This is a genomic window from Saccharopolyspora sp. 7B, from assembly GCF_020177435.1.
GTDB classification, from domain to species: domain Bacteria; phylum Actinomycetota; class Actinomycetes; order Mycobacteriales; family Pseudonocardiaceae; genus Saccharopolyspora_C; species Saccharopolyspora_C gregorii.
Map to the genome: position 1 here is coordinate 1 of NZ_JAIUKC010000211.1, position 15,760 is coordinate 15,760.

General features: G+C 66.7%; 9 protein-coding genes, 3 pseudogenes and 2 CRISPR repeat arrays. Of the genes and pseudogenes, 11 read left to right on the forward strand and 1 reads right to left on the reverse strand.

The window, feature by feature from the left end:
* Nucleotides 1–22 precede the first annotated feature (22 nt).
* Nucleotides 23–1,880: direct repeats of the CRISPR family, unit length 28 nt; unit sequence GTTCTCCCCGCGCCAGCGGGGGTGGTCC.
* Nucleotides 1,881–3,748: 1,868 nt separating this feature from the next.
* The 8 genes from cas3 to cas2e are packed head-to-tail and all read left to right on the forward strand — an operon-like array spanning nucleotide 3,749 to nucleotide 12,463.
* Nucleotides 3,749–6,346: a CRISPR-associated helicase Cas3' gene (cas3, locus tag LCD33_RS26325; protein ID WP_224967561.1), complete on the forward strand. Its 2,598-nt coding sequence runs from the start codon at nucleotides 3,749–3,751 to the stop codon at nucleotides 6,344–6,346.
* Complete coding sequence (gene casA / locus LCD33_RS26330) at nucleotides 6,346–7,902, forward strand: type I-E CRISPR-associated protein Cse1/CasA (protein WP_224967563.1); 1,557 nt, start codon at nucleotides 6,346–6,348, stop codon at nucleotides 7,900–7,902. Before cas3 ends, casA begins: the two co-directional genes overlap by 1 nt.
* Nucleotides 7,899–8,429 (forward strand): type I-E CRISPR-associated protein Cse2/CasB, encoded by a 531-nt coding sequence (gene casB / locus LCD33_RS26335; protein WP_224967565.1) that lies wholly within the window; start codon nucleotides 7,899–7,901, stop codon nucleotides 8,427–8,429. The genes casA and casB overlap by 4 nt, the downstream gene beginning before the upstream one ends.
* A gap of 55 nt (nucleotides 8,430–8,484) precedes the next feature.
* Nucleotides 8,485–9,735, forward strand: a complete 1,251-nt coding sequence (gene cas7e / locus LCD33_RS26340) for a type I-E CRISPR-associated protein Cas7/Cse4/CasC (protein ID WP_224967567.1) — start codon at nucleotides 8,485–8,487, stop codon at nucleotides 9,733–9,735.
* Nucleotides 9,732–10,481, forward strand: coding sequence for a type I-E CRISPR-associated protein Cas5/CasD (cas5e, locus tag LCD33_RS26345; RefSeq protein WP_224967569.1), 750 nt, complete (start codon nucleotides 9,732–9,734; stop codon nucleotides 10,479–10,481). The genes cas7e and cas5e overlap by 4 nt, the downstream gene beginning before the upstream one ends.
* A gap of 2 nt (nucleotides 10,482–10,483) precedes the next feature.
* Complete coding sequence (gene cas6e, locus LCD33_RS26350) at nucleotides 10,484–11,146, forward strand: type I-E CRISPR-associated protein Cas6/Cse3/CasE (RefSeq protein ID WP_224967571.1); 663 nt, start codon at nucleotides 10,484–10,486, stop codon at nucleotides 11,144–11,146.
* Between the two features lie 4 nt (nucleotides 11,147–11,150).
* The gene (cas1e, locus tag LCD33_RS26355; RefSeq protein WP_224967573.1) at nucleotides 11,151–12,122 is read left to right on the forward strand and encodes a type I-E CRISPR-associated endonuclease Cas1e; all 972 of its coding nucleotides are present in this window, start codon (nucleotides 11,151–11,153) and stop codon (nucleotides 12,120–12,122) included.
* Complete coding sequence (gene cas2e, locus LCD33_RS26360) at nucleotides 12,122–12,463, forward strand: type I-E CRISPR-associated endoribonuclease Cas2e (RefSeq protein WP_224967575.1); 342 nt, start codon at nucleotides 12,122–12,124, stop codon at nucleotides 12,461–12,463. The genes cas1e and cas2e overlap by 1 nt, the downstream gene beginning before the upstream one ends.
* A 21-nt stretch (nucleotides 12,464–12,484) precedes the next feature.
* A CRISPR array of direct repeats spans nucleotides 12,485–13,238; the repeat unit is 28 nt; unit sequence CTTCTCCCCGCACAGGCGGGGGTGGTCC.
* Between the two features lie 44 nt (nucleotides 13,239–13,282).
* On the opposite strand, the pseudogene LCD33_RS26365 reads toward cas2e, so the two are convergent.
* Nucleotides 13,283–13,500 (reverse strand): annotated as a pseudogene (locus LCD33_RS26365) (transposase); the annotation flags it as partial.
* 343 nt (nucleotides 13,501–13,843) lie between these two features.
* Between LCD33_RS26365 and LCD33_RS26370 the strand changes: the two are divergent.
* The 3 genes and pseudogenes from LCD33_RS26370 to LCD33_RS29690 form a co-directional block, all read left to right on the forward strand.
* Entirely contained in the window at nucleotides 13,844–14,215 is a 372-nt protein-coding gene (locus LCD33_RS26370; RefSeq protein WP_224967577.1) for a hypothetical protein, read from the forward strand.
* Nucleotides 14,161–14,763 (forward strand): annotated as a pseudogene (locus tag LCD33_RS29685) (RNaseH domain-containing protein); the annotation flags it as partial. The gene LCD33_RS26370 and the pseudogene LCD33_RS29685, both read left to right, overlap by 55 nt.
* Before the next feature lie 182 nt (nucleotides 14,764–14,945).
* Nucleotides 14,946–15,092: pseudogene (locus LCD33_RS29690) on the forward strand (hypothetical protein); the annotation flags it as partial.
* Nucleotides 15,093–15,760: the final 668 nt, after the last annotated feature.

Below are 15,760 nucleotides of genomic sequence, written 5' to 3' on the forward strand. Positions count from 1 at the left end.
TCCCCACCCCCGGCCGCGCCGCGTTCTCCCCGCGCCAGCGGGGGTGGTCCCGGTACGGACTACGACCCCGACCCCGGCACCAGGTTCTCCCCGCGCCAGCGGGGGTGGTCCGGTCTTCCGCCCGGAAAAGGACTCGGCCGGAGAGTTCTCCCCGCGCCAGCGGGGGTGGTCCGTTCTACCCCTGGATCGGGCCGTTCCTGTCCCGGTTCTCCCCGCGCCAGCGGGGGTGGTCCCGGTACGACACGGGGAGAGACCCGGGTTCGTTCGTTCTCCCCGCGCCAGCGGGGGTGGTCCGCGTTCGGTTCCCAGCCCCTGACTCGGGATGCCGTTCTCCCCGCGCCAGCGGGGGTGGTCCGGTTCCCCGCGCGCGGTGCGGGGAGGTGCTCGCGTTCTCCCCGCGCCAGCGGGGGTGGTCCGGTCTCGGCCAGCGAGTCGACCGGGTCGAGCCAGTTCTCCCCGCGCCAGCGGGGGTGGTCCCGTCGGCCAGCACATCCGGCACCTGATGTCCGGGTTCTCCCCGCGCCAGCGGGGGTGGTCCCGACATGACCCACCTGGACCGCGAGCTGGGAGCGTTCTCCCCGCGCCAGCGGGGGTGGTCCGCATGACGAACGAGGGCGACCCCTGCCCGTCGTGTTCTCCCCGCGCCAGCGGGGGTGGTCCGTTCTCGCCGGTGTTGTCCCCGGCGATCATCTGGTTCTCCCCGCGCCAGCGGGGGTGGTCCCTCGGTGCCGAGGTCGATCCGCAGGACTACCTCGTTCTCCCCGCGCCAGCGGGGGTGGTCCCGTCGCCCAGTGGCTCGGCGAGCGCGTGCTCGCGTTCTCCCCGCGCCAGCGGGGGTGGTCCCCCGGCCACGATTGCCTGACGGTGTCGACCTCGGTTCTCCCCGCGCCAGCGGGGGTGGTCCCGCCGGGTACCTCGCAGGACGGGCAGGTGATCAATTCTCCCCGCGCCAGCGGGGGTGGCCCTTCCGCCTCCTCGATCCCCGCTTCACTCGCCGCGTTCTCCCCGCGCCAGCGGGGGTGGTCCCTTGCCGCGCGTGGAGACGATCGAGGCGATGGTGTTCTCCCCGCGCCAGCGGGGGTGGTCCCCAGTCCGAGCCGCAGCCCGCCGTTCTTGAAGTGTTCTCCCCGCGCCAGCGGGGGTGGTCCGCCGTGGTGCTCGATCTCATCAAGTCGGGCCTGGTTCTCCCCGCGCCAGCGGGGGTGGTCCCTCGTCGTCCGGGATGTCGTCCACGAGCATCCGGTTCTCCCCGCGCCAGCGGGGGTGGTCCGCGCCACTTGTCGGCGTGCCGCTGTGCGGCGGAGTTCTCCCCGCGCCAGCGGGGGTGGACCGCGCTGTTCCCACTCCTCGACGTCGGCTGTCGTGTTCTCCCCGCGCCAGCGGGGGTGGTCCCACCATCAGCGGCGCGCACGAAACCTCCGAGGGGTTCTCCCCGCGCCAGCGGGGGTGGTCCCGCATCACGGTCTCCTCGGTCGGTTTCGGTGAGGTTCTCCCCGCGCCAGCGGGGGTGGTCCCACCTCCATCGGCACCTGGTGGTCGAGACCGAAGTTCTCCCCGCGCCAGCGGGGGTGGTCCGAGGCAGCGGAGGCTCGCCAGCTTGATCCAACCGTTTTCCCCGCGCCAGCGGGGGTGGTCCGTCGTAGGGGTTCGTCATCGGAGTTCTTTGATCGTTTTTCCCGCGCCAGCGGGGGTGGCCCCAGTTCCGACCCGACCGCGACCAGCGCTTTCGTGCTTTCCCCGCGCCGGCGGGGATGGTCCTAACCTCGTCGCGGCAGTGCTGCTGGATCCGGCGTCTTCCCCGCGTCAGCGGGGGTGGTCCGATCCTGCGGTACTCGGCGTGGCGGCGTGGTGAGTCTTCCTCGCGCCAGCGGAGGGAGCACCGAACTGATCTTGGCCGCTTACGACGGCCGACTCGGAGGCCGGGGGAGCACACCGGACGGCGTGCACCCCCGGCTGAGCCCCACTAAGCGGAGACGCCCGTCGGGCAGGTGCACCGCAACGAGCAGACCGCGTCTACGTGGGGAGAACGCCCAGACGGGTGCACTGTCGAGCACCAAACCGGACCACCCCTGCCAAGCAGGGAACACTCTGACCTACACCAAAAGTAGCCAAAGTGGTCACACTCAGCAGCCCATGACGTGCAGAAACGTTACCTGACCACCCCCTGTAGTCGACCAGTGCCGCCGTGTGGCTATCCTGCCTTTCGTCAACGTTTGTTGCTCATCGACGGGATTGACGCGGATGACACGACGGAAAGAGCAGGGCCCACGGACCGGTGCCCGTTGCCGCATCACCTCGTTGGTGCGGCCGTGGCCGCACTCGGGGTACGGGACATGCACTACTCGCCCGCGATGCGGGACGGGAAGGTCCACGGCTGGTCGTGTTCCCCGCGGCAGCAGGGACGGCGAGCTGCGCGTCATGCGCACTGCCTTCGCGAGAAAACCGTTGAGAATCCGGCAGCGGCTTGACGGCTCTCTCGTAAGCGACGTCCGCGTACGCCAACGGGCGGTGCGAGAGCACATCCAGGTGGACTCAGCGCCTCGTCGCCGCGAAGTAATGCCTGAAGCGCTACCTCCTGGCGGTAGAGCGTTAGTGGCCTGGTCACACGCGGTTGGCGACGGTGTCGGAGCCAGAGTCGGCGGAGCTCCGACGGAGCGCGTTATGGCCGTGCCCGAAGCTGTTGGGGTCGCCTCAGCGGTGCGGGCACCTAGCGGAGGCGGAGTCGCTCTTCGGATGCGAGTGATCGCCGACGACCGTTTGTCATCTAGTCCGTCGCACATACGCGAAGTGCCGACGTTCAGCCGCAGCGAACGACGGTGAGCGCTTGCCGCGCTGGAACTACCGTTCGCCGCTCGGCCACTGTCACCCGGCACGCGCCCCCGTAAGACTCAGGAGTTGCCAGTTCGGTGAGGGGCGAGGGGGGGGGGGGGGGCAGGCACCACCCTCCCCCGCCTGTTCAGTCCTCCAATGGCGTTCGTACTGTCGCTCAGCTGGCGAGGACTTGACCGACTTCCCAGCTGAGCGACTCCATCCGATCCGAAGGACGTCAATGACGATAGGTTTTGATCGGCGCAAGAGTCCAGCGTCCACCGCTGGAGAGCCCGATTCGTGCGCTAACCGGTCTGCCGTGCAAGTAGTCGAGCCGATAAACGCTGGTGGGAACCCTGGGGACTCTGGAGCGCGAGGGCTCGTAGCCGCACTTCGGAACTGGCCGATGACCTTGCGCCTGGTCGTTGTCGTGGTTTCGACTCTCGCGGTGCTGTTGATCGGGGTCGCAGTTGGCGGGGTCAGTGTTGAGCTTGGCCCCTTGCATCTGACGGGTCGCTAACAGGCGGCTTGCGGCGCACGTCTCACGCAGAGTGTTCTCCGCACTAGCGGGGGTAGCCGACACCGCGTTGATCTCGGCATTCACGGCGATTCTGCTGGGAACTGGGGGTGCACATCGGACGGCGTGCACCCCCAGTCAAGCCCCACTTGCGCGAAGACGCAGTCGGGTAAGTGGACCGCGACTGGCGTGAGCGCATCTACATGGGGAAAGCGTCCAGACAGGTGTCGCGTCGAACCCCAAACCGGACCACCCCTGCCAAGCAGGGAAGCACTGGCATATACCGAGCGTAGTCAACGTGGTCACGTGTAGCGGCCCTTGACGTGCGGAAACGCTATCAGAGCACCCCCAGTAGTCGATCAGTGACGCCAAGTCGATTAACATAGCTCCATGGCAAGATCGATCGTCTAAGGTTTGTGGTTCATGGAGAAGGCAATGTTGCAGCGGCGGGCATGGGGGAAGGAGCGGGGGCTCGCCACGCGGTACCCGCTGCTGCATCACCTCGTGGATGCAGCTGGGGCTGCGCTGGTGTTGTGGGACATGCACTACTCGCCCGGGATGCGGAGGTGGGTGGCGGCCGAGCTGGCGATGACCGAGGCCGAAGCGCGGAGCTTCGTGGCACTGCTCGCGGGTCTTCATGACCTCGGCAAGGCGATACCTTGCTTCTTCGACAAGTCGCCGCCGCCCGGGCAGCCCGGATGGCTCGGTCATGACGTAGCGGTCCAGCTAACGGTGCCGAGGCTTCTCAACCCGACCGGAGACGTGTGGGCGCTGTCGCCGGAGTATCGGATCGGGCAGCTGCTGGGCGGGCATCACGGACGGTTTCACCCCGGCTGGGAACGCGAAGCGTCCGATCCCGTCCGGCTGGTCGACCGTTTGGGAGGCGAAGCATGGCACCTCGAGCGCAGCGAGACGTTTGAGACCGTTCGCGAGCTGTTGGGCCGGCCGCGAATTCCCGAGGATCTGCCAGTTCCGGTGGCCGGCGTGCTGACCGGGTTGGTGATCGTGGCTGACTGGTTGGTGTCGGATACGACGTCGTTCATTCCAGGACAGCAGCAGGATGCTCCGGAGGAGCTGTCAGCTCGTCTCGAGTTCACCGCGGAGAAGGTGCGCGGGCTTGTGGTGGATTTCGGCTTAACGAGCCCCACCTTCTTGGAGGTAGTGGACCCCCGCGAGATCTGGAAATTTGAGCCGAACCCGTTGCAGCTCTCCCTGGCTGAGGATTTCGCGCCGCAGGTCACCGGAGCCGGATTGTTGATCATTACGGACTCCACCGGTGGTGGCAAGACCGAGGCGGCGTATCTGGGGGCTCATGCGTTCGGCCGCGCCACTGGACGGTGGGGGCTCTTCACCGGGCTGCCGACTCGGGCGACGACGGATCAAGCATGGACGCGGCTACGCGATTTTGCCGCTGCTGCCAGCGCGGGCGGGGCACCGCCGGTGACTCTCGCGCATGCGATGGCGTCGTTCAACGATGACTATCGCGAGGACACCGACGTGACGGACTTCCTGCGTCCGCTGAACCGCACGCTGTTGGCAGGACTGTGCGCAGGAACGATCGACCAGGTGTTGCTGGCCGCTTTGGCGGCGCCGTTCAACATGCTCCGCATGCATGGTCTCGCGAACAAGACCGTGATCATCGATGAGGCCCACTCCTACGATCCGTACATGCAAGGTCTCCTGGCGGCCCTGTTGTCATGGTGTGGCCGCCTTGAGGTGCCGGTGATCTTGTTGTCGGCGACGCTGCCGAATCACATCAGCCGGGCACTGGCCGCTTCCTACCTACGCGGGGCAGGAGTGAGCGAGCCTCCCGAAGTCGATGTCCCGTACCCGGGGTGGGCGTTCGTCAGCAAGTCCGGGAAAACCGTGTATCCGCGTGAGTCCAGGCTCGCTGAGATTGCCGTGGCCGGCGAGCGGACGGTCCAAGTCGAACGACGTGCTCACGATCGGTCGAGCCAGTCCAGGCTGGAGGTCATCCAGTCCTATACGGACCTGGTCGCTCGGGACGGCGGATGTATTGCCGTGGTGTGCAACACCGTCGATTCGGCGCAGGACACGTACAAAGCGTTAGCGGACTCGCTACCAGAGGACGTGGCGTTGCTCTTGCATTCCCGATTCCCACAGGCGCAGCGGGAAGAGATCACGCAGGAAGTGGTACAGAGCTTCGGTAAGAGCGGTTCTCGTCCTGAGCGTGCTGTCGTGGTGGCCACTCAAGTGATCGAGCAGAGCTTGAACCTCGACTTCGACCTGGTGATCTCGGACATCGCGCCGATGTCGTTGTTGATCCAGCGATTGGGACGGTGTTGGCGATTCGCGGCCGATGCCAACGAGCAGCCGATTCGGCGCCCTCCATGGTCTACCGGCCCGACACTGGTCGTTCTCGATCCGGTCCGTCTCGACTCCGACCGCCCAACGCCTCCGGAGTGGGAGGCGATTTATCCGGCGTTCGAGGTGGCTGCGACACACCAAGTTCTGGCTGAACGGCCTGCGGAGCTCGCCGTGCCTGGCGAGGTGAACGACACCGTCCAGCAAGTCCACGATGCGCAAGCAACAGGGGTGCCGGCCAGGCTGCGTGCACTGTGGGACGCGCGGTTCGGGGAGAACCGGGCGAAGGCACAGTTGGCGCGGATGGCCTCGATCGAAGCGGCGGAGACGATCACGGATCTCTCGCGGTTGACCGATCCCGAAGTCAGCGACCTGGACGTGTCGACCCGGTTGGGACTCGATACCGCTCGGCTGATTCCCCGCTACACGAATGCCACCGGTCATCACTTCCTGGACAAGGACCATCACGTCGCCTGGCCGGACTCGCGCCCGAACACGACGACGGTGGAACAGCTGATCAAGGCATCGATCATGTGCCCACGGGAGTGGGCCGAGGCGGAGAACCTGCACACCAACCCGACGTGGTCGCGCACTCCGATGTTGCGCGATGCCTACATCCTTCCCGCTCCCGAGTGCGGTGGGCTCTCAGTCGACCAGGCACTGGGCTTGGTCCGGCAGAAGAAAAGGACTTCGTGATGCCTGTGCCCTCCTACGACGTGCGTGACCAGCCGTGGATTCCCGTGCGCACCCTCGACCGAGCCACCGAAACGATCTCCTTGCGCGACTTGCTTCATCGGGCGCACGAGCTGCGCGACCTGGCGATCACGATCCCCCCGGCCGCCTCGGCGGTACTGCGGGTGCTCTACACCCTCGCGGCGCGAATCACTCAGCTTGATCAGTCCTCGGCGGCGCAGAATCCGGAATGGTGGGAGCGGCACCGCCGTGCGACGTTCTCGCGAGGCCGCTTCGATCCCGACGCCGTCGACACCGAGCTCGGACGCGTCCCGGACCGGTGGGACCTGTTCGATGCGACGCATCCCTGGATGCAGGACCCCCGTCTGCACTCCGAGGCCGGCCCGGTCGGGATCAACCGGCTCGACCCGCGTAGGCCCGCGGACAATTCACCGGTCTGGTTTCGCCACACCCACCGAGGGAACGCGGCTCCGATCCCGACACCCGAAGCGATCTTGTGGTTGCTCGTGCATCACCTCTACGGACCTGGCGGAGGGGGCGGCACGCGCACGGTCGACTCGCCAGAGACGGGTGAGCAGGTCTCGGATCAGTACATGTCCGCGGGTCCGCTTCGGGCTGCTCTCACGCACTACCCGCTTGGACGCACCCTTTTCGAAACGCTCGTGGCGGGCATCCCGGCCAAACCGAAGGACATCGAACCGGGTGAGGACCTTGCTCCCTGGGAGCGCGACGAGCTTCCCGCACCCTTGCACGAGCCGCCCCCGATCACCTGGCCTGCGGGGCTGTTGTGCGGGCGTGGTCGGCACGCGCTGCTGCTGCGCCCCGACCCGAGTGGGCAGTGGGTGACCGATGCGCGCATCACGTGGGCGTTCAAGAAGCCGGCCACCCCGATCAACGACCCCTACTGCATCGTCGAACGCAAGAGCACCGGCGAGTGGAACGCGCGGCGCACTGATGCGGACCGGGCCTTGTGGCGTGACATCGACGCGCTCCTGGCCGACAGCGAATTTCACCGCAGGCCCGACATCATCGCCTCAGCATTCCGGCTTCCGCCTGACGTGGCCAGAGAGCTCCGCGTGCGCGTGCACGGCATCGATCAGGATCGGCAGGCGACCGACCGGCAGTGGATCACGGCGACCACTCCCCCGCTGTTCCCCTGGCTGGCCGAGAACGACAACGACGCCGCGCATGGTGCGGCAGTCCTGCGGGCAGCGGCTGAAACCGTCGAGGGCGTGATGCGCCATGCGTTGCGGCAGGCATACCAATCCCTGACCGCCACCGGAATGCGCCCGAGTGGTGGTGAAGTGCCGTGGATCCAACCCGCGCGCGCCTTCTACTGGCCCCGCGCTGAAGAGCTGTTCTGGGAGCGGATGTACGCCGAACCTCGTGACTTCACGAGACCGTTCCACGCCTTCACCGTGATCGCCGTCCACGCCGTCGAGCACGCCACCGATCACGATGCGCACCAGACCGCCGTGGCTCGGGCCGTAGCGGGGGCCGTGAAATACCTGAACAACCACGCCAGGAAGAAAGAGCCGCCGCCTCGAGGAGCGACATGACCCAGTCCTTCACACAGCGTTTCGTCCACTACCTCTCGCAGCAGGCTCTCGAGGAACCAGCCGTGGGAGCAGCGCTTCGTTCCGGGCTGGGCCGCGAGCCCGAGCAGTGTCACCAGATGCACCGCTATCTCGCGCCCTGGCTGGCACGGACTCCTCGCGTTCACGACGAACGCGTGCTCTACATGGTCGCGTCGCTGATCGCGCGGGCACCGAAGGTGGCGACACCGGAGAGTTCCCCGGGAGATCTGGGCGACAGCCTCGCGGTGGCGGCGCTCAACCGGGACCTGGCGCCTCGAACCTGTTCGCGCTATCTGCATCTGCTGACCCGCCAGCCACCGGAATCGATATGCCGCCACGTCACCACGACGGTGATGGCCCTGCAAGGCAAGCAGGTTCCGGTCGACTTCACCCGGCTACTCGGAGATCTCCAGTCGTGGCCGGAGCGGCAAGACCAGGTAGCCAAGCAGTGGCAGCGGCACTACTTCCAGGCCGCGCCCGACGAAAACGCAGGCAGCCGCGACGGGTAGCCGATCGAACGACGCTTCTCATCATCAAACCGCACTACTGGAAGGCCCTCTTCAGATGCATCTCGACATTCACGCTCTGCACACCGTCCCGTACAGCAATTTGAATCGCGACGCGCTCGGGTCGCCCAAAAACACACTCTATGGCGGCGAACTCCGCACACGCGTGTCCAGCCAGTCCTGGAAGCGAGCGGTGCGCCTCGAGGTCGAGAAGCAACTCGAGGACCCGACCCTCCGCACGCGGCATGTGCCCGCGGCGGTCCGGAAGGTGCTCACCGAGGCCCACGCCTGGGATTCCGACACCGCACGCAAGGCCGGGCGTGCCGTGCTCGTTGCCGCCGACGCCGCGGCCAAACGTCGTGGCAGCAAGGAAGGCGGCATTCTGCCGTCCGGCTCCGCGGATCAGTCGAAGGTGCTGTTCTGGGTTCCGCAGGCAGCGATCCGGGAACTGGCCGAGCTGTGCACTCAGCATCGCGAAGCGATCGCCGCGACCACGCTGCCGGCCAGCGAACCCGCCGACGAGGCAGCAGCCAAGGGCGCTCGGAAGCCGAAGGCACCCAAGGAGCCCAAGCAGGAGCCGGTGCTGCCGACCGACGAGGTCAACGAGATCCTGCGTCGCCGCTCACGGTCGATCAACTTGCTCGGAAGGATGCTGGCGGAAATGCCCGGCCACGGTGTCGACGGAGCGACCTTGTTCGCACACGCCTTCACCACTCACAGCACCGCCACCGACTTCGACTTCTTCACCGCGGTGGACGACTGGAACCACACCAGCGACGACGAAGACACGGTCTCCGGCTCCGGGCACCTGGCCACTGCCGAATACAGCTCTGGAGTGTTCTACCGCTACAGCAGCGTGAACATCACCGATCTCGCCTGCAACCTCGACTCCGAAGGCAAACCCACCCCCGAGTCCATCGACGAGGCACTGCGCATCGCCGATGTCTACCTACGGGCGTTCGTCTCCCAGCTGCCCTCCGGCAAACAGAACACCACCGCCGCGGTCACCCGCCCGGAGTTCGTCTACCTGGCCGTGCGGGATCAGCCGCTGTCCCTGGCCGGGGCGTTCGAGAAGCCGGTCCGGTTGGAGCGCGGGGAAGGGTTCGCCGGGCCCTCCCGGGACCGCCTCGACGACTACACCGGCAAGTTGCACGGGTTTCTCGGCACCGACGGCCTGCACTGGCACGGTCACGCCGGCCTCGAAACGGCGCGTGGCGACGGTTCCCCGTTCGCTTCGCTCGGTGACCATCACACCGGCTTGCACGACCTGATCACCGAAGCGACCAACCACGCTGGAGATCACGCATGAGCGCGCTGCTGCTTCGGCTGGGCGGGCCGTTGCAGTCGTGGGGCACGCATTCGACCTGGAACGAACGCGACACCGAGAACGTGCCCACCCGGTCCGGACTCATCGGCCTCATCGCAGCAGCACGAGGAGAACCCCGAACCGCGGACCTCGATCAGTACCGACCGCTACAGATGCTGGTGCGAGTCGACCGGCCTGGAAACACGCTGATCGACTTCCACACCGTCGGTGGAGGCCGACCAGCAGGTTCCACCGTGCCGACCGCATCAGGCAAGTACCGGCCCGAAGGCAAAGGAACCCTGGTCTCTCGCCGTCACTACCTCGCCGACGCGGTCTTCACGGTCGCACTCACCAGTCCCGACGCCGCGCTGCTGGACACCATCGAGACCGCACTTCGCCGCCCGCACTGGGCGCCCTACCTCGGCCGCCGCGCCTGCCCACCGGACGGACCATTCCTCCTCGCACGAGTCGACGACCCCGCCACCTGGCTCCACGAGAAGCTGCCGCTGGCACGCTCGCCGCACGGGGCAGGTACGACCGTCGCCGTCGACTTCGCCAGCGACCGGCCCCCAGAAGAGCACGATGGGCGCATCGACGAACCCCCGGACGACCCGGTCGCGTTCGCATCAACACGTCGCGCCTATCGGACCCGCGCGGTCTACCGCTACCGCCGCCGCCTCTCCACCTCGTTGTGCGCCGGATACGGGGTCAACTACCTCACCGCGTTGACACACGCCTTGGAGGACTGACCATGACCAACACCCTGAACGGCAACACCACCCTCACCCGGCTACGGCTGAATTCCCGCCACCGCGCAGTCGGAGAAGATCTTGCCGATGCCACACGCATGCACCGGCGCGTGATGAGCCTGATGCCTGACTCCCTCGGAGAGCAGGCCCGCGCCCACGCCGGTGTGCTCTATCGCGTCGAAAAGCACCTCACGGGATCGAGCGTCCTGCTCCAAACCGGCTACCAGCCCGATTTCACCGCCCTGCCCACCGACTACGCCGAACGCTCGACCCACCAACTCGACGGCATGCTGGCCAACATCACCACCGGTATCACTGTCCGGTACCGGATTCTGGCGAACCCCACACGCGTCGAAACCACCGACACCAAACGGAAAACCCGCCGCTGGCTCCGCGGCGACGACGCACTCTCCTGGTGGAAGCGACGTGCCCAGCAAGCAGGGCTCGAGCCCCACACCGCGCTGCTCACCAACGAAGAACTCATCACCGCCACACGTGAGAACAACGACGGCGCCCACCGCATCAGCCACGGCACCAGCTTGTTCGAAGGCACCGCCACCGTCACCGATCCGGACGCCGTCCGCCACGCCGTACTCAGTGGCATCGGCAAAGCGCGAGCCTTCGGCTGCGGGTTGCTCTCCCTCGCCCCCACCAACCGAAGCTGAGCGAATGCCCACCCGACTCCCCAAAGCCCTCGGCGCGCCCAGCGTCTACGGACTGCACCCAGTCAAGGACCGGATCAGTCACCTCTACCTCGACACCGTACGCATCGTCACCGATCGCAACGGTGTCTGCGCGCAAACCCAGCATCCCGACACCGGGCACATCGATCGCGTGTACCTGCCCAGCGCCAGTCTCGCCTGTCTCCTCCTCGGCCCCGGAACCAGCATCACCCAAGCCGCCGTGACCGCACTCACCCGCGACGGCGCTGTACTGGTCTGGGTCGGCAACGCCGGTGTGCGCTGTTACTCGGCGTTCCTACACGACAGCACCTCCACCGAACTTCTGCACCGCCAAGTCCGCATTGTCGCTGACAACGCGGCACGGGAAGCCGCCGCCCGACGGCATTTCCGCCTGCGCTTCGGCGAAGCACCACCACCGGACTCGACGCTGCACCAGCTCCGCGGTATGGAAGGCGCGCGCGTCAAGGCCACCTACAAGCTCCTCGCCAGACAACACGGCGTCGGGCCGTTCAAGCGGTCTTACGATCCGCATGACTTCGACGCCGCCGATCCCGTCAACAAAGCACTCACCGCAGGCAACGCCGCTCTCTACGGCATTACCACCGCCGTCCTGCTCAGTCTCGGCGCGTCCCCCGCCCTCGGCCTCATCCACGAACACAACCAACGTGCCTTCACCTACGACATCGCCGACCTCTACAAAACCGAATACATCCTCCCCACCGCCTTCTCCCTCGCCCGAAGCGGCAACCCAGACCGCGACATCCGTTACCGGCTACGAGACGACCTACGGCTCCTCCGTCTCGTACCCCGCATGATTCGGGACATTCACTACATCCTCGGAGAGCATGATCTACCTAAAGACGAAGTACCCACCGGCGTCGTAGACCTCTGGGATCCTGATGGAAACGTGCCAGCCGGAGTGAACTACAGCGCCCTCGACGAGGACCCCGGCTTCTGATGGCGCACTTCGCCGTGATCAGCACAAGCGACCTGCCCGACGGAACCCGAGGCGCTCTCACCCGCTGGATGATCGAACCCGCACCAGGAACCTACGTCGGCACACTCACCGCCCGCGTCCGCGACTACCTATGGAACGCCGTCCAAACCAGCATCGATCAACAACACGGCTGGGCCGCCCTCATCTACAACACAGACACCGAGCAGGGATACGCCCTTCGCACCCACGGACTCGGCCAGCACCACCGCACCGTCACCGACTACGACGGGCTCTCCCTCATCACCTGGCCGATCGCCAGGGACAACCAGCCCAGCGAAGATAACAAATCAGCATCCCACTGATGTTTCAGCAGCTCAGGAAGCCTTCTCCCCGCACAGGCGGGGGTGGTCCCTTCTGCTCCCACGCCGCCGAACGCTCCCGCTTCTTCTCCCCGCACAGGCGGGGGTGGTCCCCGGCGTCAGATCTCCTCGGATCCGGGGAAACGCTTCTCCCCGCACAGGCGGGGGTGGTCCGGTTCGAGCAGGGTTCCCATCTCGGCGGCTTCTTCTCCCCGCACAGGCGGGGGTGGTCCTCGCCCGGCAATCCCGCATGGAGCAGGGGCTGCCTTCTCCCCGCACAGGCGGGGGTGGTCCCAGGTCGCCGCGCCGGTTGATCACCGCTGCGACCTTCTCCCCGCACAGGCGGGGGTGGTCCGCCGAGGCACATCGCCAGTCGGCGCATTTGCGGCTTCTCCCCGCACAGGCGGGGGCGGTCCCGGTACGACACGGGGAGAGACCCGGGTTCGTTCCTTTTCCCCGCGCAGGCGGGGGTGGTCCCGGCTCACGATCCGGACCAGGGGGTGAGCCGTGCTTTTCCCCGCGCAGGCGGGGGTGGTCCCGTCCTCGCGGCTCTGCACGAGCCCATCACCGGCTTTTCCCCGCGCAGGCGGGGTCCCCCCAGGTCGCGATGAGCAAGAAACCCTTGAGCCTTTTCCCCGCGCAGGCGGGGGTGGCCCCGGCGATACCTGGCAGGTGCTGGCCGTCGGCCGCTTTTCCCCGCGCAGGCGGGGGTGGTCCCCCTGACCTGGATTTCGACAACGAACTGGATCGCTTTTCCCCGCGCAGGCGGGGGTCGTCCCCCGTCGTGGGTCTTTCGTAGGAACGGTGTCTCCAGCGTGTTGATCAGTAGGTTTCAGCGTCCGTCCAGCGGTCACCGAAGGTGATGACAAAGGCGTCGAGGACTGGATTCCAACGCATCGTCCATCGGGTGCGGCCGGCTCCGGTGGCATCCAGGCTGCGGGTTACAAGGTACAGGCATTTCAGCGCTGCCTGTTCGTTGGGAAATGTCCTCGCACGCGGACCGCTCGGCGATAGCGAGCGTTGAGTGCTTCGATTGCGTCCGCCACTGACTTGCCTGAGGTGACCGAACTCACCAAGAACCCCCGCGCATCCTCGAACTCGGTGTAGACCGGCACAACAAGCCGATCCCGCCCATCGCCGGAGTCGTCTTCCGGTACGGACTCGGCGATAAATGCAAACACTCCGTCCGGGACAGTGTCTCTGCACGCGACCGCTGGCAGATCTTCCGCCACCTGCACCCCGCGCTCGCCGACTTCGCCACCCGGGTCGAGCCCTACCACCGCATCAACGTCAAAACTCGCCATCGCCCCGACACCGGCGAGTTCCGTGCCATCGACCACCAAGGCGCTGGCCACCGCGACCGCGCCCGCCATCCACCTCGACATGCGCTACGACACCCCGATCATCCGCAAGGCAGTGCTGCTCGCACTGGAGGAAGCCCTCGACCTAACCATCCCACCGTCAGTCCTCAACTCCTCGGAGCCCAACCTGGAATACGATTTCCATAACCCGCGACCCGAACTGGAAGTGACCATCCGGATCGCACCTGTCGGCGAGCTCGCAGCCGACCTGCCCATCGACTCCTCTATCCGCAACATCAAAGACTGCATCACTCAAGCAGGGGTGCCACGGCGCGACCTCACCCACACACACAGTTCCCTCCGGCCAAGGACGGCCGTGCACGATTCGCGATCGTCGAAATGCGCGGCCCCGACGCATTCCCCACGCCCGAACACGATCCCAAGAAACCCGTGAAAGCCGCCGCAGCGGCGTGCGGGGTGTTGACCAAGAACATCACCCCGCCGAAACCGCCCGGCCGAGGAGAAGGCCACGAAACCGAATCCGGCCGTACCGGACGTGCCCGCAAGACCGTCGCCGACCTGTTCATCCGCCAGACCGGACTCCTCGAGCCCATGGAGACCGCCGGCGCCGCGGACAACCCGTTGAACGACGTCGCGACCGTCGGACTCTGGGTCGTGCGCCGCAACGGCCAGGACCGAGCCGTGCTACCTCTGGCCGTCGGCTGGCTCCCTGACGAGCCCTTCGCTCGACTCCGACTTCCCAACTGCGACCGATGGGTACCCTACCGCGAAGGCCTACTCGCCCTCGGTGACTGGGACACCGACCGCGTGTTCACTTACGAAAGGGTCCGCGATTTCTTCACCACCGTCGTCGCCGAAGCCGACGACGGTACCCACACCGCGCTGCTCACGCTGGCCCAGAACATCCGTCCAGCCTGCCCCGGCATCGCCGACGGCCACATCCAAGAAGACACCCTCGCCTTCGACCCCGTCGACCCGATCCCGTTCCACGACCGCAAAGGCATCCGACATCTCCCGAGCACGTTGGCCACGGCTCAAGCCTCTGGGACGACCCACAATCCACGGAGATTCCTCAGCACCCCGGACAAACCGAACACCGCTGGCCCCGGGTCCCCGCAGGGGAGCCGAATGTCGCCACACTATCGCCGTGTCAGCGAGAAAGAATGGGCCTGGACAACCGAGATCACGAAGAAGGTACGGAATCCACGGCTGCTGGAGATTCTCGTCGCAGCTCAGAACCCGACGACAACGCGCGTTCGTGGGCCGCACTCGCACACCAGCAACGCTACGCGGCCCACCACTACGCCGAACCGTTGATTCTACCCGTTGTGCTGCACCTCGCCTCCAAAGTAGACGGCTACATCCTGCCGCCGGACCAAGTCACGCGCTGCCAGGACGCCGATGAATGACCGATCCGCTGATCCGCCGCACCAAGGCCAGCAAGCCGCCCACGACGTCACTGAGCCGAGCCCCAGGGCGAAGTCCAGACGCCTCAACACCCGACAGCAGCAGTACCTCAACATCGTCTTCGAACTCGATCAACAAGCCGAACGCGACCAACGACGCCGCTGGCACCAAGGACTACCCCGCCAACCCGCCGATCAGTGGCGCTGGATTCCCTACGCCACGCGCCATACCCACGCCTCGCCCACCCCCGCCCAACAAGCACTCAAAGCCCAAGGAATCCACAGCGCCGGCAGCGGCTCAACCCTGGCCGCCCTCACACGCCGCGGCCTGCTTGACATACGGGAGACCACCATCGACAGCATCGGTGGAACCGTGCGCCAAACCCAACTCCGGCTGACGACGACCGGGCGACACACCGCTCGCTTCAACCGCCCCCTCACAGAAGAATGCCCCGCCCCCTTGCGCCCCGGGGGGTTCGTAGCCCGCGCGACCCTGGCCCGCGCTCCCCCCCCCGCCGACCGAAAGGCGACATCAGCCGTTGAGCCGGCCGACGCCACGCCCCCCCAGCAGA